Raw genomic sequence first — 23243 nt, forward strand, 5'->3', positions numbered from 1 at the left:
TACAGACATAGGGATTATCCTTCTTTCTGCAGAACCTTTGGTTCTTCTTTCTTTTTCCGAGGATCTTTGAACTTGAATATTTTATCCAATAAACGGAATACATGTTTGGACTCTTTGGTTAATAAAGGACCCAGAATGGCCAGAATTAGGACATACAGCGCGGCAAACGGTTGAATCATTGGCAACAGTCCCCCGGCTTTACCCATGTTGGCCAAGATGATGGAAAACTCACCCCGTGACACAATGGTTAATCCAATATTCGCCGATGCTTTGGGTGATAGTCCTGCACTGCGCCCGGCCAGCATACCCGCTAGGAAGTTACCGAACAATGTAATAACAACTGCAATCAGAGCTAACCATACGGCATCGCCACCCAAGGACAACGGATCAATGGACAATCCAAAGCTGAAGAAGAAGATGGCTCCGAAGAAGTCACGGAACGGTAGAATCAAGTGCTCAATCCGTTTTGCGTGCTCTGTTTCAGCAAGCACCAGACCAACCAGTAATGCACCAATCGCTTCGGCAACATGAATGGTTTCAGAGAAACCAGCTACCAGGAACAAGGCTCCAAATACAACGAGAGAGAATAGCTCATTCGATCGAATTTTAAGCAATTTGTTTAGTAGCGGTGTTGCTTTGCGTCCAAGGATAATCACGATAAGCATGAATCCGAGGGCAATAAGTGCGGACATGATGACGCCTCCGATGGAGGATGAATCACTAAGCACAAGTCCGGACAAGATCGAGATATATACAGCGAGGAATACATCTTCGAACATAATAATACCCAATATCATCTCTGTTTCCGGATTGGCCGTTCGTTTCAAATCGACGAGTACCTTGGCCACAATGGCACTGGAAGAGATGGTAGTTATACCTGCGATAATAAGTGCTTCTGCAACTGGGAAACCGGACACAAAACCGAATATTAATCCCAGCGTAAAGTTAATGCCGATGTAGATCGAGCCGCCTACTGCAATGGAGCGACCCGATTTAATTAAACGACCTACCGAGAATTCAAGTCCAAGGTAGAAGAGAAGGAACAGGATACCGATCCGACCCATAAATTCAATAAAAGGCTGACTCTCAATAAAACGGAAGTCCAGATGCCAGATTTTCATGGCATGTGGCCCAACGGCCATCCCGATCAGAATATAAAATGGAACGACCGAAAATCTTAGTTTTGCCGATAAAAGGCCGGCTGCTGCAATGAGCACAAGGGCCAGACCTACTTCGAATATCAAATGATCCATCTATTTACCCCCTTCCAGTCAGGAGGAGGGATTTAAACAGTTTCTGCTGATTGCGTTCGCCAACGGCTACCACCGTGGATTCTGCACTGATAACTACCTCCGGACCTGGGCTGATATGTTTTTTGTGATTTTTCTCTACAACGGCGATAACCGTTGCCCCAGAGTTTTGACGTACGTCCAATTCACCGATGGATTTACCGATACTTCCGAAGGATGGTTCGATTTTGTACCACTCGATAATCAGGTCGTCAAACGTTACTTCAATATTTTCAAGCTGTTTTGGTTTGTAAGTTAATCCGCCAACAATAGCAGCAATCTGTCGTGCTTCGTAATCGTCAAGTGTGATCATCGAGATGCTTTGATCGGGATCATCATACTCGAAGTGGTACATTTCCCGGCGACCGTCATCGTGAATAATTATGACAATTTTATCACCGCTGCTTGTTTCAATCTGAAATTTTTTGCCGATTCCCGGCAAGTCTGTTTCGCGTACATCCATGGATTGTTGCCTCCTTATAATTAGGGGCTGGCCATAGAAGACAGGCTTATTTCCCGAAAATGATTAATCTGCTGCTCAAGGGAACATCAAAAGATGCGGGTAAACAGAGCCAGAAATTCCTGACACAGCCATATGATTTGAATTTGTCGGTGTGGGTACAACAAAAATAGGTACTGTCATAAACATGGGTTTATCTAACGTGTGCTAAAAGGGTTATAAGTTATGCACAAGCGCACCGTCTTAAATTACAGAGGTGTCTTCATGCAAAAGCAACCTGTAAATACGTCGTAACGGCTAGTGAAGAGCGTTCACGTATTTTGGTGCTATAGGGGTGAGGGATACATACATGCTGGTAAACTTAATAGGTAGCAGAAATAATCTGCGTTTAAACAGACAATACCACGGTTTAAAGGACAGACCCGTTGTAGGGATTCGCAGCATCAATAACAATGCGAGGACAAGAAAGACAGGCTTATTATGCGTAACCGCAATCAGCTTGGACATAACTTGTGGATATTTGCGAATGACAGGTTTCTGCTGGGATTCGGGTATTTGCAACAGCACTTCCTTGTTGGAAGTTGCTTCTACAGACACCCCAACGGCAGATTCGGACTGCATCGGAATAGGGAAGCACAAGGCTTGGAAAACGCACAAAATGATAATGATAGTGTAGTGGAGTATTCTAGGTTGTTGTCTCATTTTGGCTTCCCTCCTTTCCCGTGAAATATACTGTTATTAAAATAATAACACATTTTTGTCTTAACTCCAAACCTCTTTATAATATACTGAGAAATCATGACACGCTTTCCATCAATCCGCTTCGTATATCCCCATCGGCCTTGCCATATACTTTGAACAGGAAGGAAAGGAGTGATTCTTGTGGAACTGTTTGCTGTATGGACCGATGTATCGGGGCAAGAGGAAGCGGATCAATTTTATCGTTGTGTCAAGGAAAAAACCAAAGGTTTACATATAAGTAAAAGAGGATTTCGGCTCACCTTCAAACATAATGATGGAAGAGCAACCTGGGTGTGCAGAGGGAATGAGAATCACGAAGACTTCCAGCAATGGCTTCCCCGGATCAGTGATCTGCTCTCCCTTGGACTCGCCGACTTCATTATGGAGACACAAGAACGGAGCATGGTGGAGGATATGATCGCCAAGGCGTGTTCTGTCATGGATGAGCATGAGGTGGAAAAGGTCAATCGAATCTGCATGCCACTTCTATTAAATGGTGATCTGGATCAGCCCGGACTTCGAGAGCGCCGTCGTACTACGTTAGCCAGTGGACTACGGCAGGACCTAGAGGATGTTCACTTTTTTCACCTTGAAGGCATTATCAACTTCCGCATACGGCCATATAAGCAGGAGCTTCAGGAATTAGTGGAGTATGCGCTGGATGAGTTCTGGATGGATCGGCAGTATGAAGAGTTTATGGGGTTGTTAAAATATTTTGTGTTTTTTCAAGAAGCCAAAGTACCTCTGGTTCATCTTGTACACAAGGGAATGCATGAATTTCAGGTCCTGGATGCTGGACTTAATCTGTTACCCGTGCAAAAGGATGAACAGGTCGTTGTGGAAATGCCGGGTCTTGAACTGGAGATGGATATTGAAGATATGATTGTAAGTACACTCATCTCAATCTCTCCTGAGAAGGTCATGCTCCATACACGCACCCCGGATCTGCCAATCATCTCGACCATATGCCAGATCTTTGAAGACAAAGTGCAAATATGTCATCATTGCCCGGAATGCGAAGTGCTGCGCTCAGGATTGTTGACAGGTCTTGACGCAAGTGATCTCGGCAATTATAATAACTGTTGATCCATGAATTTTTCATGTGAACCATTGAACCAAAAGCGTTGACAAAGACAACAACCACACGCAAGATCGGTGCAGAGAGAGGAACCAAGGCTGAAATTTCCTCCGGATATCCCGTATGGTTTACCCCTTTGTAGCTGCAATTTTGAAAGTGGAGTTAGAATATCGCCTTTATTGGGGATTATCCGCGAGTAAGGATCTGCCGGGTCATGCCCGTTATCGTCATGCCAATGAGGGCTGTATTTCCGAATATGGATGAATCAGCTGAATTAGGGTGGAACCACGAGTATATATCACTCGTCCCTTTGCCGGGACGGGTGTTTTTTGCGTTCCTTTGCAAAATGACTGGAATAGCAATAGATAATCAGTCCATAAATATCTGGACACAAAGGTTACATTAACAGGAGGAATGAGACAAATGGCAGTGAACATTAAATTACCGGATGGTTCGGTACGTGAGTACGCGGATGGCAGTAGCATTGAGGACGTAGCCGCTTCAATTAGCAGCGGATTGCGCAAAAATGCCGTAGCCGGCAAGCTGGATGGTATCGTGGTGGACTTGTCCACAACACTTCATGAGGGAGCATTGGTGGAGATCGTAACTCTGGATTCACCAGAAGGACTTGAAGTGATGCGTCATAGTACAGCTCACTTGATGGCTCAAGCAGTGAAACGTTTATATGGTAACAAAGAGGTACGCCTCGGTATCGGCCCTGTCATTGAAGATGGTTTCTACTATGATATGGACCTTGAACATGCGCTCAATCCTGAAGATCTGCAAAAGATCGAGAAGGAAATGGAACGTATTGTGAATGAGAACTTGCCAATTGTACGTAAGGAAGTTAGCCGCGAGGACGCGATCAAAACGTTCGAAGAAGTGGGCGATCCTTACAAACTTGAGTTGATTCGTGATTTGCCAGCAGACAGCGTGATTACGATTTATGAGCAAGGTGAATTCTTCGACTTGTGTCGTGGCCCTCACGTACCATCAACTAGCAAAATCAAAGTGTTCAAACTGATGAATGTCGCGGGTGCTTACTGGCGTGGAGATAGCAAAAACAAAATGCTTCAACGTATCTATGGTACGGCTTTTGTGAAAAAAGCACAGCTGGACGAGCATTTGCACTTCCTCGAAGAAGCTAAAAAACGGGATCACCGTAAGTTGGGTAAAGAGCTGGAAATGTTCACATTCTCCCAACTGGTCGGTCAAGGCTTGCCAATCTGGTTGCCTAACGGTGCGAAGCTGCGCCGTACTCTGGAGCGTTATATTGTGGATCTGGAAGAAAGCCTGGGATACCAGCATGTATACACACCAGTTCTGGGTAACGTGGAATTGTATAAAACATCTGGACACTGGGAGCACTACCAGGAAGATATGTTCCCGAAAATGGTAATGGATAACGAGGAACTTGTTCTCCGTCCAATGAACTGTCCTCACCATATGATGGTGTACAAGTCCAGCATGCACAGCTACCGTGATCTGCCAATCCGTATTGCAGAGCTTGGTATGATGCACCGTTATGAAATGTCGGGGGCATTAACAGGTCTGCATCGTGTACGTGCAATGACACTGAACGACTCACACATTTTTGCACGGCCGGATCAGATCAAAGAAGAGTTCGCTCGTGTTATCGAGTTGATTCAAACAGTCTATAAGGATTTCGGTATTAACGAATACCGTTTCCGTCTGTCCTATCGTGATCCGCAGGATACCGAGAAATACTTCCAGAACGACGAGATGTGGGAGATGTCCCAACGCATGCTGCGTGAAGTTGTGGAAGAACTTGACCTTCCATTCTATGAAGCTGAAGGTGAAGCGGCGTTCTACGGTCCGAAGCTGGATGTACAGATCAAAACAGCTCTGGGCAAAGAAGAGACATTGTCTACGGTTCAACTGGACTTCCTGTTGCCTGAGCGCTTTGAACTTGAATATGTGGGCGATGACGGACAGAAACATCGTCCAGTCGTTATTCACCGCGGTGTAATTAGTACAATGGAACGTTTCACAGCATTCTTGCTGGAGAACTTTGCAGGAGCTTTCCCATTGTGGTTGTCTCCGGTACAGGCAAAAGTGATCCCGGTATCCGGAAACTTCGACGATTATGCGCGTGAAGTGGAAGCGAAACTGAAACGTGCGGGAATCTCTGCTGAAGCCGATCTGCGGAACGAGAAGCTTGGATATAAAATCCGTGAGGCGCAGCTTGAGAAAATGCCTTATATGTTTGTTGTTGGTGAGAATGAGCGTAATGCAGAAGCCGTATCCGTGCGTAAGCGTGGAGAAGGCGATCTGGGCATGAAACCGGTCGATGAAATTATCGCTCAATTGAAAGAAGAAATTGCAACACGTTTGGTATAAATGAACAAATGATCTATCAGATAACCAGTGCATAAGTTGCGCTGATCACTCTGAATAACGTCTGAATAACATGGGATTGACCTATGTTATTCAGGCGTTTTTTCGTAGTGTTTGCAGTAAAAAGTATAGATTAATTGCTTTTTGGAAAACCTTTGCAGTGAGGGGGAGGTTATACAATGAAAAAGCAATTCTCAATTCAAAAGGAACATATACGGGGTTTATTGGTTGGCTGTGTAATATTCGCCGGGATGATGATCAACCTGAATCAGGCGGATGCCTATACATTTGAAGAGGAAAGTACAGTACTGCATGTCGAGAGTCAGAGCAGCGGCATTGAAGGTCCAATTATTGAAACTTCGAGCAAGTCTGATCAAGAATTTCCGGAACAGGTTAGCCATCAATACAGCGATGAGGCTCAGTTGACGACCATGGTGTATATGGCTTTATTGTGGTCACCACAACCAATGGTCATTCCAAGACCTGAGCTTCCAGAGAAACAAGTGGCAGATCCGTCTATGCCTGTGCTTGCTCCGCGTTCAGAACAAATCCTGGGTACACAAAAGGTTACAGCAACGGGATATACGGCAGGTGTTGAGTCTACAGGAAAAGGACCCAAACATCCTCAATACGGAATTACGTATTCCGGTGTCAAAGTACGTCGTGATAAAGAAACAGTTTCCACGATTGCAGCTGATCCAAAATTGTTCCCAATGGGTTCCATTCTGTACATTCCAGGCTATGGTTACGGAATTGTTGCAGATACGGGTTCAGCGATCAAAGGTAATAAAATCGATCTGTATTTCCCGACAACCAAGCAAGTGTACAAAGAGTGGGGCAAAAAGGATGTGGAGGTACAGGTGATCAGGCAAGGAGCTGGGAAATGCACAGAAAAGATGCTCAGCGAGTTGGCCGATGCAATCGATGTGTACAAATCTGTACCTGATTCGTGGTTGGACAAGGCCATTTAATTTCACATGTTGAACATGAATAACTGAAGTGCTCTCTTCACATAATACTGACTGGGGACGAACCCCGCGGTGTAGCAATGCATCGTAAATATGAAGAGAGAGGTGATTCGTTGTGGCTAAAAAATCACAAGGGTACCAAACGCCAAACGAGAAGTACAATGCAGAGTTTGGAGAAGAGAATGCAGCAGCAAAAGTGAAGCAATCCGCTCAAAACAAAGTACAAGATAATTTCCAAACACCTGATGAAAAATACAATGCCGAGTTCGGTGTAGAAAACACAGGCCAAACTGGCCAAGGTCAAGGCAAAGCATCGAAATACAAAAAATAATTGAAGATTCATTAATCAAATGAAGATTCAGCACCCTGGAGCTGCAGCTCCGGGGTGTTTTACATATGCGAAGTTTTTTACATTAATATCCTCCCATCTCAGTCTCAAGACCGAGATGAATTCCACCTGCCGCCGCTGTTCTCATTGTCTTGTCTGAGTTACACTGATTACATAATACAGACAAAGGAGACATGAGCGATGAAACGATCGACGCGTGACCGCTGGTGGGTTGGCATACCTCTTATTGCTATTGGTGCGATGATCTTGTTCAGACAATTGGGATATGACATTGATGTAGGATATATTTTCAGAACATATTGGCCGTTATTTCTAATCTGGTGGGGGGTCAAAGGAATCTCCGAGATTCGTCGCAACGGGGGTTACGCCTTTATAGGACCGGTAATTGTACTGGCAATTGGTGGTTACTTTCTTGCCCGTAACCTGGGATGGATTGATTACTCCATGGGGGAGTTCATTCGTTATCTGATCCCGGTTATGCTGATTGGCGGAGGATTGTTCGTACTGATCGGGCCACGACGTCGTGATCGGAAACATCATGACAAGATGCAGCCACCTCCAGCACCTGAGCAACCTTATAAACCGTTGGCTCCGGAGGATCTGGAGATGCCGTCATCGTTTGACGAACAGTTCGAGAAAACATTTGGCAAACCAAAACAGGAACAGAAAAACGATGCACATGGCCCTCACTTCACAGGATCAACGGATTCATCATCACAAGGGCATCAATATAAGAAGAAACATCAATCGTATAACTCTAACGATACCGGATACGGAGAACATTATGATGATGGCTACGGAAATGGTTATGGGGATTATGGCAGTGGCAATACCATTAATAAATCGGCGTTCATCGGTGATCTGTACATGGGGCAGGAAGTGTTCTCGTTGAAACCAATGAACATCTCGGCTTTTATCGGAGATACTGTAATTGATTTGACGAAGGCACAGATTCCTTATGGGGAGACGAAGATTGTCATTTCTTCATTTATTGGGGATGTGAAAGTATTTGTTCCGGAAGATATGGATCTGGGTGTGACGGTGACGACAAATTCCTTCATTGGAGATATGTCACTGTTGAATCAGAAACGCGGCGGATTCCTGAGTAGTGCCCAGGCTGAAACTGCCCATTACCATGAAGCAAGCAAAAAGGTACGGATTATTGTAAGTGTGTTTATCGGAGACGTCAAAGTGAATAAGGTGGGTTAATGCATGATTCGAACAATTCTCAAGGCCAATAAATGGGAACTGATGATGTATTTTGCGCTAACTGGTCTGATTACACTGGGCGGATTCTATCTATTGTATGGAGAGGTGTTGATGGGGGCTGGTCGTCAGCGGGCATGGACCTATGTTGCCGTTGTTGTGCTGGCCACCGCTATAACCGGATATATCGCTGCATTACGACTCCAACGCAAGATCGACCTGCTTGATCTCAACATGTTGAAAGTATCCAAGGGTAATCTGGCGGTGCGCATGCCTGAAGCGGATGACGCTTCGTTTGGTCGTGTCTATCAGGAGTTCAATGTCATGATGGATTCGATTGAGAAAAAGATGAGACTGCTTCAGCGCCTCGGTGAGCAGGAAGTCATTGAGAAGGAGCAAGCCTCGGAGCGGGCTGTGCTTGAAGAGCGCAAACGAATGGCAAGGGACCTCCATGACACGGTTAGCCAGCAGCTGTTTGCCATGCATATGTCGGCTTCGTCCTTACCGCGACTGCTGGAGATGAATCCGGAACATGGCGGTAAAGTACTGGACCAGTTAATCCAGATGTCGCATATTGCACAGCGTCAGATGCGAGGACTTATTGCCCAACTTCGACCGGTGGAGCTGGAAGGGCGTGACCTCACCGCAGCACTGGATAGTTGGTTTCCTGATTATTGCAGGCAGAATGGTCTTAAAGGTGTGAAAGAGCTGGAACTGGATGGCGGAATCTCGGATGCCATTGAGCACCAGCTGTTTCTTGTTATTCAGGAGGCGGTTGCCAATGTTGTGAAGCATGCAGAGGCTGGAGTGGTTAGTCTGTCCATACGGGAGAGTGAACATCAGATCAGTATGAGCATCAGCGATGATGGTCAGGGATTTTTACAGCAAGCGGAGCGTCCGGGTTCATACGGGTTATCTACCATGCGTGAACGGGCGGAGAAGCTTGGGGGGCAAGTTCAGATTATATCGAAACCGGGAGCGGGAACGACGGTGCGGGTATTGATCCCGAAATTCCCGAACGTTCCTGAGTGAACCAGAGGGGGAGACGCAATGAGTGGTAAAGTAAACGTGATGATTGTGGATGACCATGATATGGTGCGCATGGGCTTGAAAACATATCTGATGCTGGAACCTACTTTTCATGTGATGGGAGAAGCGGGCCATGGGCAGGATGCGCTTGATCAGTTACGTAAGTTAAATGATAGTGAAATGCCGGACCTGATTCTGATGGATCTGATGATGCCTGTAATGAATGGCGCTGAAGCAACAAAAGCCATCATGACTGAATTTCCAGGGATGAAAATTGTGATGCTCACCAGTTTCCTGGAGGATGATCTGGTTGTACAAGCGATTGAAGCGGGTGCGGTAAGTTATGTACTGAAGACAGTCTCTGCTGAAGAACTGATCTATGCTCTGCAAGGGGCATATAGAGGCATGCCTGTTATGACAGGTGATGTTTCGCAGGCGTTAACCCGGGGAATCAGACAACGTACAGCGAGAGAGAGTGAATCGGGACTGACTGAACGGGAGAAGGAAGTGCTGCTGCTTATTGCAGAGGGAAAGACCAACAAAGATATCGGAGAAGAATTACATATCAGTATCAAAACCGTCAAAACACATGTAAGTAACCTGCTGATGAAATGTGAGATGGACGATCGTACACAGTTGGCCATCTATGCGCATCGTCAGGGATGGGTGAAAACGAAAGGGTAAAATGCTGTCGTGACGGGGAAAAGAGTCTATTCTTATGTGCTTTTATCTCCTTTTTAATTGTTTTTAAGGTACGGTTAAGGTTTAAAGTACAAAATAAGGACAGTTAAAGAATATCTCTTGCGAATAAGAGATTGGGAGGTAGAGAGGTATGGACGAACGCAACTATAGATCGAACCGTCAAGACGAGGAAAACGAAACCAAACAAACGGAGAATCGCAATTCTTCCGGAACGGACGAATCCTCCTATTATTATTCTTATGGACCTTTTCAGTCCGTGAATCAGGAAGATACAGCAAATCACATGGGAAGCACTAATCAGCGTGAAGAAGGAAATGTAGAGATTACAAAACCTGATCCGGTGAGACCCGTACCTACTTACTATAATAGTGAACCATCCGAACAAGCGAAAAGATCATCAGCAGGCGGCGGAAACGGCTCAGGTAACGGTGGAGATCAAGGGAATGGCGGCAAAGGCAACTGGAACTATAATAACCGCAAGCCACGTTCTTCCGTAAGATCACTTCTATTTTCCTTTATTGCCGGGATGCTGGTCATCACCGTTCTCATGTACACAGCTGATAGAACAAACATGTTCACACCGGAGACGGCACTTACGAACACAGACAATCAAAGTTCAGGACAGGAAGCGTCCACAAACACAGGCGGAGGCAACAATGTCACAGCGTCGTTACTGCCAACAGGCAAAGAAGATGTGTCTTCCGTAGTAACAAGTACAAGTCCGGCTGTCGTCAAAATCGAAACACTCGCGAAGCAGTCCTCACGTACAGGATTGGGTCAGGGTGGATCAAATACAAGTGATCCGCTGTACCAATACTTCTTTGGTAATGGGGGCGGAACGGAAGGCAATCAAGGCCAAAGCCAGCAACCACAAAGCGGTAATCAGCTTGTGCCTATGGGCATTGGTTCCGGGTTCATTTTTGACAAAGAAGGATATATCCTGACGAACCAACACGTTGTTCAGGGTGCAGATGTAATCCAGGTAACCCTGGAGAACAACAGCAAGCCTTATGAGGCTAAATTGCTGGGAAGCAGCTTTGATCTGGATTTGGCTGTATTGAAAATTGAGAAAAATAGTGGTGACGATGCGTTCCCTGTAGCTCCACTGGGTGATTCCAACAGTACTCAAGTCGGTGAATGGCTTGTAGCTATTGGTAACCCTGAAGGATTCGAACACACGGTTACAGCAGGTGTACTGAGTGCCAAAGAACGTACGATCAGCATTCCAGATGAAGAAACAGGAAAAACACGTGAGTACAGCCATTTGCTGCAAACAGATGCTTCGATTAATCCGGGTAACTCCGGTGGTCCGTTGCTTAACCTGAATGGGGAAGTTATCGGAATGAACGTTGCAGTAAGCGCAGATGCACAGGGAATTGGTTTTGCAATCCCGTCGAGCGTCATCTCTGAAGCCGTTAAATATCTTAAAGAGAACAAAGAAGTTCCCAAAGAGCCAGTACCCTTTATCGGTGCGTCTCTGATGGCTCTCACGCCTGAAGTTGCTAAACAAATGGGAACAGACGTTACCGAAGGTTCAGTTGTAGCCAGCACGATCTTCCAATCACCGGCTTACCAAGCAGATCTTCGTGCATATGACATCATCACAGGTGCCAATGGTACGCCGTACGCGACAAGTCAAGATCTGATTGATTTTATCAAGAAACAGGAAATCGGTAGTGAAGTTACACTGAACGTGGTGCGTGATGGTAAGAAGATGGATCTGAAAATCAAAATCGGCAACAAAAATGATTTTGATACTTCACAAACAACAGATACACAACAGCAGCAACCATAAATATTAGGTAAGGATTGACAGAACGGAAGGGTTTGAAGGCCCTTCCGTTTTTTTGCCCTGATGAAGCAGAGTTACAATGGACCAGGACGAATTGGAGACGCCTACTTGAAGATGCAGATTGTGCTTCTGCCTGTTACAATGGGATAAAACGTTAGGATAAAGGAGAAAGACCACCATGCGCTCAACTATTTTGATTGTGGATGATGACGAAAAAATTGTATCCATGCTCCGCCGGGGGCTGGCTTTTGAAGGATATGAGGTACAGACGGCTTCCAATGGAGCTGAAGGCCTCAGCAAACTGATGGACAAGGAGCCGGACATCGTTGTGCTGGATGTGATGATGCCGCAGATTGACGGATTTGAGGTATGTCGCAGATTGAGAGAAGCAGGCAGTAAAGTGCCTGTGCTGATGCTGACGGCCAAGGATGAAGTACAGAGCCGGGTGACCGGACTGGACACAGGAGCCGATGACTACCTTGTAAAACCTTTTGCGCTGGAAGAATTATTGGCACGTGTCCGTGCATTGCTGCGCCGCAAGTCAGATAGTGCGGGTACGCCGGACAACCGCTTAATGTATGAAGATATCATTTTGGACAATGACTCACGTGAAGTATTGCGAGATGGGCAGCGTCTGGAGCTGACTGCCAAAGAATTTGAACTGTTGAATCTGTTCATGCAAAATCCAAGACGGGTACTGTCCCGTGATCTGATTATGGATAAAATCTGGGGTTATGATTACAGCGGTGAGTCTAACGTGCTTGAAGTATACATTGCCATGCTCAGACAGAAGACTGAAGAATACGGTGGCAAACGTCTAATCCAGACCATCCGGGGAGCCGGTTATATTCTGAGAGGTGACTCCTGACATGTCCATTCGGTTAAGACTAACCGCATGGTATTCTGGTATTCTGGCCGCCGTGCTTATTTTTTGGGGCGTTGTCATCTATGCCTTTGTTTATTTTAATTCCTATCAGGAAGTCGAACAGCAATTAAAGGTGAAAAGTGCCCGGATTACGGATCAAATTGGTGTAAATCCTCTTTCGCAGTCGTTGGATCTGGACCCATTTACAGAGAGCCAGCTTCAGGAGGCACAAATTTACATTCAACTCTGGGATTATCAGAGTCGCTCAGGCATAATTTCCGGCAATATGAAAAAACTGGAGATTCAGTTTCCGGTATTAAAAGCCAATGAAATTCTTGAAAAGCGAGGCATATCCAAGATCTATGTGGATGGTACACCGTTTCTGGTGAATCAGCTTCCCCTTTCTCTTCAGGGAACCAATGAAGTACGTGGGATTCTTCAGGTTGGTGCCAATGTAAGTTCACAGGAGCGCTTGCTGGAAGCGTTGCTTAATATTTTGGTTTTTGGCTGGCTGGTAGCGATGGCATTGGCTATTACCTCAGGTCTCGTCTTGGCTCGCAAGTCGATGCGTCCGCTCGTGACTGTCATTGATGCCGCCAATCAGATTCAATCTGGAGATGACTTAAGTGTACGTATTCAATATGCTGGGCCGAAGGATGAGATCGGGCGTCTGATTGAAACGGTGAATAATATGCTTGAACGTACAGAATTGTCATTCCGTGGTTTGGAGGAAACGAATGCTGCCCAGCGCCGCTTTGTATCCGATGCATCGCATGAACTGCGTACGCCGCTGACCACCATTCGCGGGAACGTAGACTTCTTGAAGAAGCTGTGGGATCAGGAAGGAAGCGACCGACCGAATCTGGATGAGGAGACTGTCAAACAAATGTCGCTGGAAGCCATTGAAGATATGGCGGACGAGGGAAAACGTATGAGCAGGCTGATCAGCGACATGTTATCGCTGGCGAGAGCGGATACGGGTCAGAAAATTGAACTGAATCCGATCCCGCTGCAGATACTCGTACAGGAAGTAGCACGCAGAGCACAATTTCTGGATCGTCAGGCAGACTGGCTTCCAGGAGATTTTTCCATCCTGAACGGCATTTATGTGAATGGTAGCAAGGACTATCTGCAACAGATGCTGTTTATTTTCATCGAAAATGCGTTTAAATACACACCTGAAGGCTCTGTGACGCTGGATGCCGTATTATACAAGGGCCAGGTGGGACTACGCATTAGCGACACCGGTATTGGGATGGATCGGGACGAAGTGCCGTTCATCTTTGATCGTTTTTATCGGGCAGATGAATCCCGCGGGGCTACACCGGGCATAGGTCTGGGACTTTCGATTGCGAAGTGGATTATTGAGGAACACCATGGATCGGTTGAGGTTGTGACCAGACGTGGAGAAGGAACCACCTTTATTATCTGGTTGCCGGTTGTCTTTGCTCCGCCTATCGAATAAAGGTATAATAGACAGGACTGCAATTACATCGGCAACGTTGCCGAGAAAGAAAGCGGGTGGCAACCAAGTGGAAGTACTACGAATTTCGCCGCGGGGATATTGTTACGGCGTTGTGGATGCGATGGTGCTCGCGCGTCAAGCGGCACGCAATCTGGATTTACCACGACCTATTTATATATTGGGTATGATTGTGCATAACCAACATGTGACGGATTCCTTTGAAGATGAAGGTATTATTACATTGGATGGTCCGAACCGGATGGATATTTTGAGCCAAGTGGAGAGTGGCACGATTATTTTCACAGCTCACGGTGTATCTCCTGAAGTGCGCAAGTTGGCACGGGACAAAGGATTGACAACAGTGGATGCAACATGCCCTGATGTCACCAAGACCCATGATCTCATTCGGGAGAAGACGGCAGAAGGTTATCAGATCATCTATATCGGCAAAAAGAATCACCCTGAACCAGAAGGTGCCGTTGGTGTTGCACCAGATCTCGTTCATCTGATCGAGAAGGAAGAAGAGATCGAAGAGCTGAACGTATCTCCAGGCAAAATCCTTATTACAAATCAGACAACGATGAGCCAGTGGGATATCAAGCACATTATGAGCCGTCTGCTGGAGAAGTTTCCGGGCGCAGAGATTCATAATGAGATTTGCCTTGCAACTCAGGTTCGTCAGGAAGCTGTTGCGGAACAGGCAGGTCAGTCGGACCTGGTTATCGTGGTGGGTGATCCTCGCAGCAATAACTCTAACCGTCTGGCACAAGTGTCGGAGGAGATTGCGGGTGTTACGGCCTACCGTGTATCTGATGTTTCCGAGATTCAGCAAGAATGGCTGAAAGGTGTAAATAAGGTGGCGGTTACTTCGGGTGCATCAACACCAACACCGATCACGAAAGAAGTCATCCTTTACCTGGAACAGTATGAACATGACAAGCCGGAGACGTGGGAGATCAAACGTACCGTGAACATGAGCAAACTGTTGCCTCCAGTTAGAGAAAAAACACGTACACCTTAGGAAATGTAAAAGTAAGTCTAAGTGTATGTGAATTAAAAACGAGATGTGAATGAGAAGAATCCTGTTATGCAGATCCGAATGTCGGAGCCTGTGGAGCAGGATTCTTTTTTTGTATATGGATAAGGAATGTGTACCTTGACGCAATCAGATAACTATGGTATATTCACTTTAACGGATAAAAGCTTAAAAGCGAACAAGCGTTTAAGCACGACAGAATTTTTATATTTAATCAGACGCACGTTAAGGAAATTATTGTGCTCTCATACAAGGAAGGATGGGAATTAATATGATCGTTATTGCAGGCAAAGCTACACCGGAGGAACAGATTCAGGATATCGTTGCAGTTATTGAAAAAGAAGGGCTTCAGGTGCATATCTCTCGCGGAGAGGATCGTACTATCATTGGTTTGATTGGTAAAGTTGAACCTAAAATGCAAGAGCATCTTCGCCAAATGAAAGGTGTCGAGAATGTCGTTAAAATCTCGAAGTCTTACAAATTGGCAAGTCGTGACTTCCATCCGGAAGATACGGTGATCTCCATCAAAGGTGTAGATATCGGCGGAAAAGAACTTGTTGTCATGGGCGGACCATGTGCGGTTGAATCCGCTGCACAGATTGATGAGATTGCCGGGCTTGTGAAAGCTGCTGGTGGGCAAGTGTTACGTGGGGGAGCATTTAAGCCTCGTACGGGTCCTTACAGCTTCCAGGGAACGGGTGTAGAGGGATTGATCATGATGGCGGAAGCAGGCAAGAAACATGACCTGCTGACCATTACTGAAGTCATGACACCTGAGTATGTGGATATTTGCGCCGAGTACGCAGATATTCTGCAAGTAGGTACACGTAACATGCAGAACTTTGACCTGCTCCGCAAATTGGGCGAGTGTGGTAAACCCGTATTGTTGAAACGTGGTTTCAGTGCGACATACGATGAATTGTTGAATGCGGCTGAATACATTCTTGCGGGTGGTAACCCAAATGTTATGCTGTGTGAACGTGGTATTCGTACGTTTGAATCCTACACACGGAATACGTTGGATCTGTCAGCGATCCCTGTTCTGCAGTCTCTGAGCCATTTGCCGGTTATTTCTGACCCGAGCCATGGTACTGGACGACGTGAACTGGTGGAACCGATGACAAAAGCTTCCGTTGCTGCGGGTGCCAATGGCCTGATCATTGAAATGCATACCGATCCGGATAACTCCATGACAGGAGATGGTGTGCAATCCTTGTTCCCTGACCAATTCGCTAACCTGTTGCAGGATCTGGAGAAATTGGCACCAATCGTGGGTAAATCATTCAGCACAGCCAAACAACCGGCAGAATTTTTCCCGGCACGTGTAGGCGTGTAATAAGAATTTCATAGTCAAGGTCTGGATCATCATCCGGGCATCTCCTCTGATCTCGTTCATTGTAACGGAATCAGATAGATGCTCGGTTTTTTGCATATTTTGCAGTTTTGAACGTATTTATTAATCAATAGTGATAAGAAACATTTATGATGTGAAGTTTTTCCCATGATTTAGGTTAAAATAGAGGGCGCTTTACCGCATTAAACCAGTTAAATGTATATAAAACTAGTTGTTATATGAATTTATGTTATTTATAAAGTGTGAGTATATCTAACATCCCTTCAAAAAATACCTTACATAAGTATTGACGATGTCATGTTTTAAAATTTATAATGACGACAGAAAAAAATTCGAATTTAGACATTTTCTTAGTGGGGTTGTTTAATGTTCGGAATATTTGGGAGGACGAATACATGTCGGTTGAAAACGTATTGAAATCAATTCAAGAGAACAACATCGAGTGGGTAGATTTTCGTTTTGTAGATTTAGCTGGTCGTGCACATCACATCTCGTTGCCAGCTTCGGCTGTTGATGCAGACACGTTCGTAAATGGAGTAGCTTTTGACGGTTCTTCTATCCAAGGTTTCCGCGGAATTGAAGAGTCCGATATGGTTATGATGCCAGACCCTGAAGCGACTTATGTCGATCCGTTCACTGCACACCCTACATTGAATGTTATGTGTGATATCTTCACTCCGGATGGCGAGCGTTATGAGCGTGACCCACGCAGCATCGCTGTTAAAGCAGAAGCTTTCCTGCAAGAAAGCGGCGTAGGTACAACAGCATTCTTCGCACCTGAATCCGAGTTCTTCATCTTCGACGATGTTCGTTATGAGAGCGGCACGAACAGCTCTTCCTACTTCGTAGATTCCGAAGAAGCTTCTTGGAATACCAACCGTCAGGAAGAAGGCGGAAACCTGGGCTTCAAAGTTCGTACTAAAGGCGGATATGTTCCAGTAGCACCAGTGGATACACAACAAGATATTCGTAGCGAAATGTGTCGCCTTTTGGAAGAAGCTGGCCTGTCAATCGAGCGTCATCACCATGAAGTGGCGACAGCGGGTCAAGCCGAAATCAACTTCCGTTTTGATACACTGAAGAAAACAGCAGATAACCTGCTTGCATACAAATACATCGTGCACAACACTGCACGTCAATATGGCAAAGTAGCAACATTCATGCCAAAACCATTGTTCGGTGATAATGGTAGCGGAATGCACGTTCACCAATCCATCTTTGATGGCGATTCCCCATTGTTCTATGACAAAGCGGGATATGCTAACCTGAGTGAAATGGCTCTGCACTACATCGGAGGTATCCTGTACCATGCTCCGGCACTGATCGCTTTGACTAACCCTAGTACGAACTCGTTCAAACGTCTCGTACCTGGTTACGAAGCACCAGTTAACTTGGTTTACTCCAAAGGTAACCGTTCCGCAGCAGTTCGTATTCCGGTTGCAGCTGTGACACCAAAAGGTTGTCGTATCGAGTTCCGTACACCAGACTCCACAGCTAACCCATACTTGGCATTCTCCGCAATGTTGATGGCTGGTCTGGATGGAATCAAACGTAAAATCAACCCAACTGAGCTTGGATATGGTCCTCTCGATAAAAACATCTATGACCTGTCTGATGCAGATAAAGAAAACATCCGCAGTGTGCCAGCTTCCCTGGAAGAAGCACTTGATGCTCTGGCAGCTGACAACGAGTTCTTGACTGAAGGCGGCGTATTCACAAAAGACTTCCTTGATAACTACATCAACCTCAAACGTGATGAAGCGAAAGCAGTAGCGATCCGCATTCATCCGCACGAGTACAGCCTTTACTTCGACTGCTAATCTGTCGAGGTCGGAACAGTTCTTGTTCCAACTTAAAGCCTCCGGGACACGCTCTCGGAGGCTTTTCCTTAAATTAAACAATGTAGTGCTTTAACTTTGCAGGGTGATAAAGGAATTTGATAACCTGAATTCAACACTTCAGTGCATATTGCCCTTGAAGCAGATAGAGAATACTGATATCATAGCGATAATATTCACTTTGAGTGCATTTTGCACAAATCCATAGAGCGTCTTTCAATAAGTAAGATATAGATCAAAATGTTTCAATTTGTCTATACGTTGGTTGGATCAGGATGCTTCTTCCTGTCCAACTCTTATACCCGTGAGCGATTCTAATCGAATTGTGCAAAATGCTGTTTGGATGTCAGAGTTACGGATGGAAAGGGCGGGGGATTTTGTGACAAAAAGAGCGTATAACTTTAATGCAGGACCTGCGGCGTTACCACTTGAGGTACTGGAGCGTGCACAGGCGGAATTTGTAGATTTTCGTAATACAGGCATGTCGATTATGGAGATGTCTCACCGTGGAGCGGTGTATGAGTCTGTACATAATGAAGCTCAGGAGCGGTTGTTGTCGCTTCTAGGCAGTCCAAAAGGATACAAGGTTCTCTTTCTGCAGGGCGGTGCAAGCACTCAGTTCGCGATGTTGCCAATGAACCTGCTCGGCGCAGGGCAGACTGCAAGTTACGTGATGACTGGCAGCTGGGCGAAGAAGGCTCTGTCTGAGGCGAAGTTGATCGGCGAGACACATGTTGCTGCATCTTCGGAAGCAGAGAAATTTATGAAATTGCCGGATGTTTCGAATCTGAGTTTGCCAGAACGTACGGCTTATGTGCATCTGACTTCGAACGAAACGATTGAAGGTACGCAATTCAAGTCGTTCCCGGATACCGGTTCAGTACCTCTGATTGCGGACATGTCGAGTGATATTTTCTGTAAACCATTTGATCTTAATCAGTTCGGCATGATCTACGCGGGTGCACAGAAGAACCTGGGTCCATCCGGAATTACGGTTGTAATTGCTCGTGAGGAACTGGTGAGCGAATCGCCTAAAACGATTCCAACCATGCTTCGTTACAGCACACATGTAGATAACAACTCCCTGTACAATACGCCGCCATCCTTCTCGGTATATATGGTGAATGAAGTATTGAAATGGATTGAAGAACAGGGCGGACTGGCTGGTATTGAGCAAAAAAATACGAAAAAAGCGGAATTGCTTTATAACACAATTGATGCTTCCGGTGATTTCTACCGTGGTTGTGTTGAACAAGAAGATCGTTCCCTCATGAATGTAACCTTCCGTCTTGCTTCTGAAGAACTGGAGAAAAAGTTCATCAAGGCTTCGGAGGAAGAAGGATTTGTAGGTCTGAAAGGACATCGCAGTGTGGGTGGTCTCCGTGCCTCCATTTATAATGCTGCTCCTTATGAAAGTGTTAAGGCACTGACAGACTTCATGAGCCACTTCCAGAAGACAAATGGATAATTAAGTATAGGGAGCCTTCCACATTGACGTGTGGAGGGCTTTTCTTTAAGATTAGAGGGTTGTCGTCAACATGAAATGAAAAGGAGATTGAACACATATGGCTTTACACATCGTTCTGGTTGAACCAGAAATTCCGGCGAACACAGGCAATATTTCGCGTACTTGTGCGGCAACCGGTACCCATCTGCATCTCGTACGTCCACTTGGATTTCGAACAGATGATGCTACATTGAAACGTGCAGGGCTGGATTACTGGCATGCTGTCCATATTGAATACCACGACTCATTTGCTGAGGTTCAGGAAAAATATCCGGAAGGTCGTTTCTTCTATGCAACTACGAAGGCCAAGAACCGATATAGTGATTTTAATTTTCAGGATGGGGATTTCCTCGTTTTTGGTAAAGAGACTAAAGGCCTGCCACCTGAATTAATTGCTGCGAATCCCGATACATGCATGAAAATGCCAATGACTGGTGACGTTAGATCATTAAATCTGTCCAATTCGGCAGCAATTATTGTATATGAAGCGTTACGCCAGCTCAATTTCCCCGGGTTAGAAGGATAAATTGAGGTTATAAATGACGGCTAGAATTCGGTAAAAAAACATTTTTCAAAAAAAAGGACAAAAAATGTTTATTTCCAGCAGGATTCGACAAAATCTTGGCGAATCTATAAACATAGTACAAATGTACCTAGAAATTTAGAGTAAGATAGGAGAGGTGTGCCGTAGCTATGAAGCCAGCTGGAGTAGTTCGCAAAGTTGACCAATTAGGTAGGATCGTATTGCCTAAATCTTTGCGTAAAAGGTATCAAATGAATGAGGGAGATCCTGTAGAAATCTTAGTACAAGGGGACCATATTATCTTGGAGAGATATCGTCCAAAATGTATTTTCTGCGGATCCATCGAGGAAGTCAACGAGTTCAAAGAGCGTTACATATGCGCACAATGTTTAGATGAAATGACTCAGCTTCCACAACACGGATAAGAAATAACGTCATGGGGTCCATTGACCCCGTGGCGTTTTTTTTGTTTTATTCTCAATTGAATGGCATAATTGCAATTTGAAAAAAAGATAAAATACGTATACTAACGCTGGGTGTAAAGGGGTAAAACCTCATTCCACACGGCATTCAGGATGCTTTGCATATTTTCTTCCTCACTATTAATACATATGACAGCTTCCTTTGAGGGAATTATGATACACAACTGACCATAGGCACCATCGGCGCGGTAAGCGTCATGAGAACACATCCAGAACTGATACCCGTAACCTTTTCCCCAATCTCCGTCTCCAGTCGTTTCGATCTGCTGGGACGTAGCCTGTCGAATCCAATCCGCAGGTACAATCTGTCTGCCTTCCCAAAAGCCCTCCTGCAACAGTAACTGTCCAAATCGACTCAGTTCCTCATTGCTTATCCAAAGACCTGCACAGCCAAGCGTTACGCCGAGTGGAGAGGTTTCCCACTCTACATCATGGATGCCAAGCGGATCAAATAACCGTGGAGTCAGGTAATCTTTCACGGTTTGGCCGGTAGCAGCCTGTAGCATGGCTGAGATCATAAATGTATCCCCGCTGCTATATGTAAATTGTTCTCCAGGTACCCTGTCCAGAGGCAGAGACATATAATATTTCGCCCAGTCCTTTTCGGTCAATGAAGCTCGTTCATCAGCCCAAAGAGGGGGAGAGTCATGACCCGAAGTCATTCGGAGAAGATCACGCAGTCTCAATTCTTGCGGCGATGGGAGATTGCGTTGTGCAACGGATGCATGATCATAAGAGAAATAATCACCAAGTGTCGCATCCAGATGTATCAGACCTTCTTCAAGAGCAAGACCAACGGCCATACATGTGAAGGATTTACTGATGGAATGTTGTACCCTGCGCTGATCCTTATCCCGGTCCCAATGGGCAAGCAGATGCCCTTTTTGTAATATACGAATGGAAAAAACATTCAATTGTTGCTCCGTAATCGTATGAATGAAACCTTTGAGTTGCTCAGACATATTAACCTCCCTAATATCAGGTGAAACCTGAGTAAAATCGGTTGGTGAAACGTTTCCGTAATTCGAATGCAAAATCAGAACCCATGTTAGTATAAACCTGGTTTGGTGTCAATTAAAGTTGTAATAGCACTTACTAAATTTTCATTTTTTCGTAATAATAGTGTCTTTGGACGCAAATTTAGACTTAAAAGAGCATTTTTTTGAGAAAAAAACGCGAAATTTGTAAAAAGGTTATTGACAGGATTTACTCATCGGGCTTATGATTTATTCGAAACGATTCGAAGAAATCGCTTCCACATTAAAAGTGTTGTAATGAAGTCCATGTGGATCAACGTTGGTTATGTTTTGAAACGATTCGAGAAAATCGTTTCGATAACCCATCGTAATACAAGGGAATCTACAACAGCCTGCAATCCAACGCCAGAGAAACGAATGAGTAAAGACAGCAGGCGATGATGAGAGGGGTTACATTTATGGCACATATAACGATCGAAACTGGATCGCCAACCTTATGCATGAATACCAGCATACATGTTGTGTCCAGTGACTCCGGAGAGACTTCAGGCGGTACACTATATCTGTTGCACGGGGCAGGCGATAATGCGAGTACCTGGCAGCGGTTAACCACAATTGAGATGTATGCAGCGCAATATGGCTGTACGATCATTATGCCGGAAGCGAATCGAAGCTATTACACCGATATGGAATACGGCCTGAATTACTTCCACTACATCACTCAGGAGTTACCTGAAATATGCAAGCGTCTGCTCAATCTGAATCCTGATCCGGAGAAAACATACGTTGCAGGTTTATCCATGGGTGGATATGGTGCACTGAAATGTGGACTAACTTATCCAGAGCGATATCGCAAAGTAGTGTCTCTATCCGGCGTAACGGATATCCAGACACGGCTTCATGATCCCCATATGCCAGCGACAATGATCAAGGAAATGAAAGCGGTTTTTGGAGAACGTTTACAGGTAAAAGCCGATCAGGATATTTACGCACTGTCGGCCAAGCTGCTGGAACAGGGTGTTCCTTTACCGGATATCCTCAGTTGCTGTGGCGATAGTGACCCCTTTGTAGAGATGAATCGCGACTATGCGAGATACATGCAGGGGACTGCCTTTGATTTTCGGTATGTGGAGACGCCGGGGGCTCATGAATGGAGATTTTGGGAGCACCACCTGAGAACGATGTTTGATTTTCTGTACAACGACAAGACCATAGTAGAGTGAG

General features: G+C 45.4%; 21 protein-coding genes. 17 read left to right on the plus strand and 4 right to left on the minus strand.

Translation table 11 applies throughout. The annotated features are described in order from the left end of the window. Window positions 1-14: 14 nt before the first annotated feature. From CXK86_RS00660 to CXK86_RS00670, 3 genes are all read right to left on the minus strand, one after another. A complete protein-coding gene (locus CXK86_RS00660) occupies window positions 15-1253 on the minus strand; it encodes a cation:proton antiporter (protein ID WP_036610060.1) in 1239 nt (412 codons plus the stop codon). Window positions 1254-1257: 4 nt separating this feature from the next. Then, on the minus strand, window positions 1258-1752 hold the full coding sequence (locus tag CXK86_RS00665; RefSeq protein WP_036610059.1) for a cation:proton antiporter regulatory subunit: 495 nt from the start codon (window positions 1750-1752) through the stop codon (window positions 1258-1260). A gap of 294 nt (window positions 1753-2046) precedes the next feature. Continuing rightward, the gene (locus CXK86_RS00670; RefSeq protein ID WP_051447154.1) at window positions 2047-2451 is read right to left on the minus strand and encodes a hypothetical protein; all 405 of its coding nucleotides are present in this window, start codon (window positions 2449-2451) and stop codon (window positions 2047-2049) included. 180 nt (window positions 2452-2631) lie between these two features. On the opposite strand from CXK86_RS00670, the gene CXK86_RS00675 reads away from it, so the two are divergent. The 16 genes from CXK86_RS00675 to CXK86_RS00750 all read left to right on the plus strand — a co-directional run bounded on the left by CXK86_RS00675 (window position 2632) and on the right by CXK86_RS00750 (window position 20985). Next, window positions 2632-3576, plus strand: a complete 945-nt coding sequence (locus CXK86_RS00675) for a putative sporulation protein YtxC (protein WP_124113713.1) — start codon at window positions 2632-2634, stop codon at window positions 3574-3576. Between the two features lie 415 nt (window positions 3577-3991). After that, window positions 3992-5929 carry a threonine--tRNA ligase gene (gene thrS, locus CXK86_RS00680; RefSeq protein WP_036610058.1) on the plus strand — a complete coding sequence of 646 codons (1938 nt, stop codon included), beginning with the start codon at window positions 3992-3994 and terminating at the stop codon, window positions 5927-5929. 428 nt (window positions 5930-6357) lie between these two features. Further along, window positions 6358-6897 carry a 3D domain-containing protein gene (locus CXK86_RS00685; RefSeq protein ID WP_081595013.1) on the plus strand — a complete coding sequence of 180 codons (540 nt, stop codon included), beginning with the start codon at window positions 6358-6360 and terminating at the stop codon, window positions 6895-6897. A 112-nt stretch (window positions 6898-7009) separates the two neighbouring features. Beyond that, window positions 7010-7225: a hypothetical protein gene (locus CXK86_RS00690; protein ID WP_036610057.1), complete on the plus strand. Its 216-nt coding sequence runs from the start codon at window positions 7010-7012 to the stop codon at window positions 7223-7225. Between the two features lie 198 nt (window positions 7226-7423). Next, on the plus strand, window positions 7424-8452 hold the full coding sequence (gene liaF / locus CXK86_RS00695; RefSeq protein WP_036610055.1) for a cell wall-active antibiotics response protein LiaF: 1029 nt from the start codon (window positions 7424-7426) through the stop codon (window positions 8450-8452). Between the two features lie 3 nt (window positions 8453-8455). After that, window positions 8456-9481, plus strand: a complete 1026-nt coding sequence (locus tag CXK86_RS00700) for a HAMP domain-containing sensor histidine kinase (RefSeq protein ID WP_076252420.1) — start codon at window positions 8456-8458, stop codon at window positions 9479-9481. 18 nt (window positions 9482-9499) lie between these two features. Next, window positions 9500-10162 carry a response regulator gene (locus CXK86_RS00705; protein WP_017689597.1) on the plus strand — a complete coding sequence of 221 codons (663 nt, stop codon included), beginning with the start codon at window positions 9500-9502 and terminating at the stop codon, window positions 10160-10162. Between the two features lie 148 nt (window positions 10163-10310). Beyond that, a complete protein-coding gene (locus tag CXK86_RS00710) occupies window positions 10311-11975 on the plus strand; it encodes a S1C family serine protease (RefSeq protein WP_036610051.1) in 1665 nt (554 codons plus the stop codon). 175 nt (window positions 11976-12150) lie between these two features. Further along, entirely contained in the window at window positions 12151-12840 is a 690-nt protein-coding gene (locus CXK86_RS00715) for a response regulator transcription factor (RefSeq protein WP_036610048.1), read from the plus strand. Window position 12841: 1 nt separating this feature from the next. Next, a complete protein-coding gene (locus CXK86_RS00720; RefSeq protein WP_036610045.1) occupies window positions 12842-14302 on the plus strand; it encodes a sensor histidine kinase in 1461 nt (486 codons plus the stop codon). Between the two features lie 67 nt (window positions 14303-14369). Next, window positions 14370-15323 carry a 4-hydroxy-3-methylbut-2-enyl diphosphate reductase gene (locus CXK86_RS00725; RefSeq protein WP_036669829.1) on the plus strand — a complete coding sequence of 318 codons (954 nt, stop codon included), beginning with the start codon at window positions 14370-14372 and terminating at the stop codon, window positions 15321-15323. Between the two features lie 286 nt (window positions 15324-15609). Further along, window positions 15610-16674, plus strand: coding sequence for a 3-deoxy-7-phosphoheptulonate synthase (gene aroF / locus CXK86_RS00730; RefSeq protein WP_036610039.1), 1065 nt, complete (start codon window positions 15610-15612; stop codon window positions 16672-16674). A gap of 413 nt (window positions 16675-17087) precedes the next feature. After that, complete coding sequence (glnA, locus tag CXK86_RS00735; protein ID WP_036669830.1) at window positions 17088-18512, plus strand: type I glutamate--ammonia ligase; 1425 nt, start codon at window positions 17088-17090, stop codon at window positions 18510-18512. Between the two features lie 397 nt (window positions 18513-18909). Further along, a complete protein-coding gene (serC, locus tag CXK86_RS00740; protein ID WP_076252731.1) occupies window positions 18910-19998 on the plus strand; it encodes a 3-phosphoserine/phosphohydroxythreonine transaminase in 1089 nt (362 codons plus the stop codon). Between the two features lie 97 nt (window positions 19999-20095). Next, complete coding sequence (gene trmL / locus CXK86_RS00745; RefSeq protein WP_017689589.1) at window positions 20096-20563, plus strand: tRNA (uridine(34)/cytosine(34)/5-carboxymethylaminomethyluridine(34)-2'-O)-methyltransferase TrmL; 468 nt, start codon at window positions 20096-20098, stop codon at window positions 20561-20563. Window positions 20564-20730: 167 nt separating this feature from the next. Beyond that, window positions 20731-20985 carry an AbrB/MazE/SpoVT family DNA-binding domain-containing protein gene (locus CXK86_RS00750; RefSeq protein WP_036610032.1) on the plus strand — a complete coding sequence of 85 codons (255 nt, stop codon included), beginning with the start codon at window positions 20731-20733 and terminating at the stop codon, window positions 20983-20985. Window positions 20986-21086: 101 nt separating this feature from the next. Here the strand turns inward: CXK86_RS00750 and CXK86_RS00755 are convergent, their stop codons facing one another. Next, entirely contained in the window at window positions 21087-22004 is a 918-nt protein-coding gene (locus CXK86_RS00755) for a serine hydrolase domain-containing protein (RefSeq protein WP_076252418.1), read from the minus strand. Between the two features lie 515 nt (window positions 22005-22519). Here CXK86_RS00755 and CXK86_RS00760 point away from each other — a divergent pair. Beyond that, window positions 22520-23242 carry an alpha/beta hydrolase gene (locus CXK86_RS00760; RefSeq protein WP_257467745.1) on the plus strand — a complete coding sequence of 241 codons (723 nt, stop codon included), beginning with the start codon at window positions 22520-22522 and terminating at the stop codon, window positions 23240-23242. Window position 23243: the final 1 nt, after the last annotated feature.

It is taken from the genome of Paenibacillus sp. BGI2013, assembly GCF_002843485.1.
Classification (GTDB): domain Bacteria; phylum Bacillota; class Bacilli; order Paenibacillales; family Paenibacillaceae; genus Paenibacillus; species Paenibacillus amylolyticus.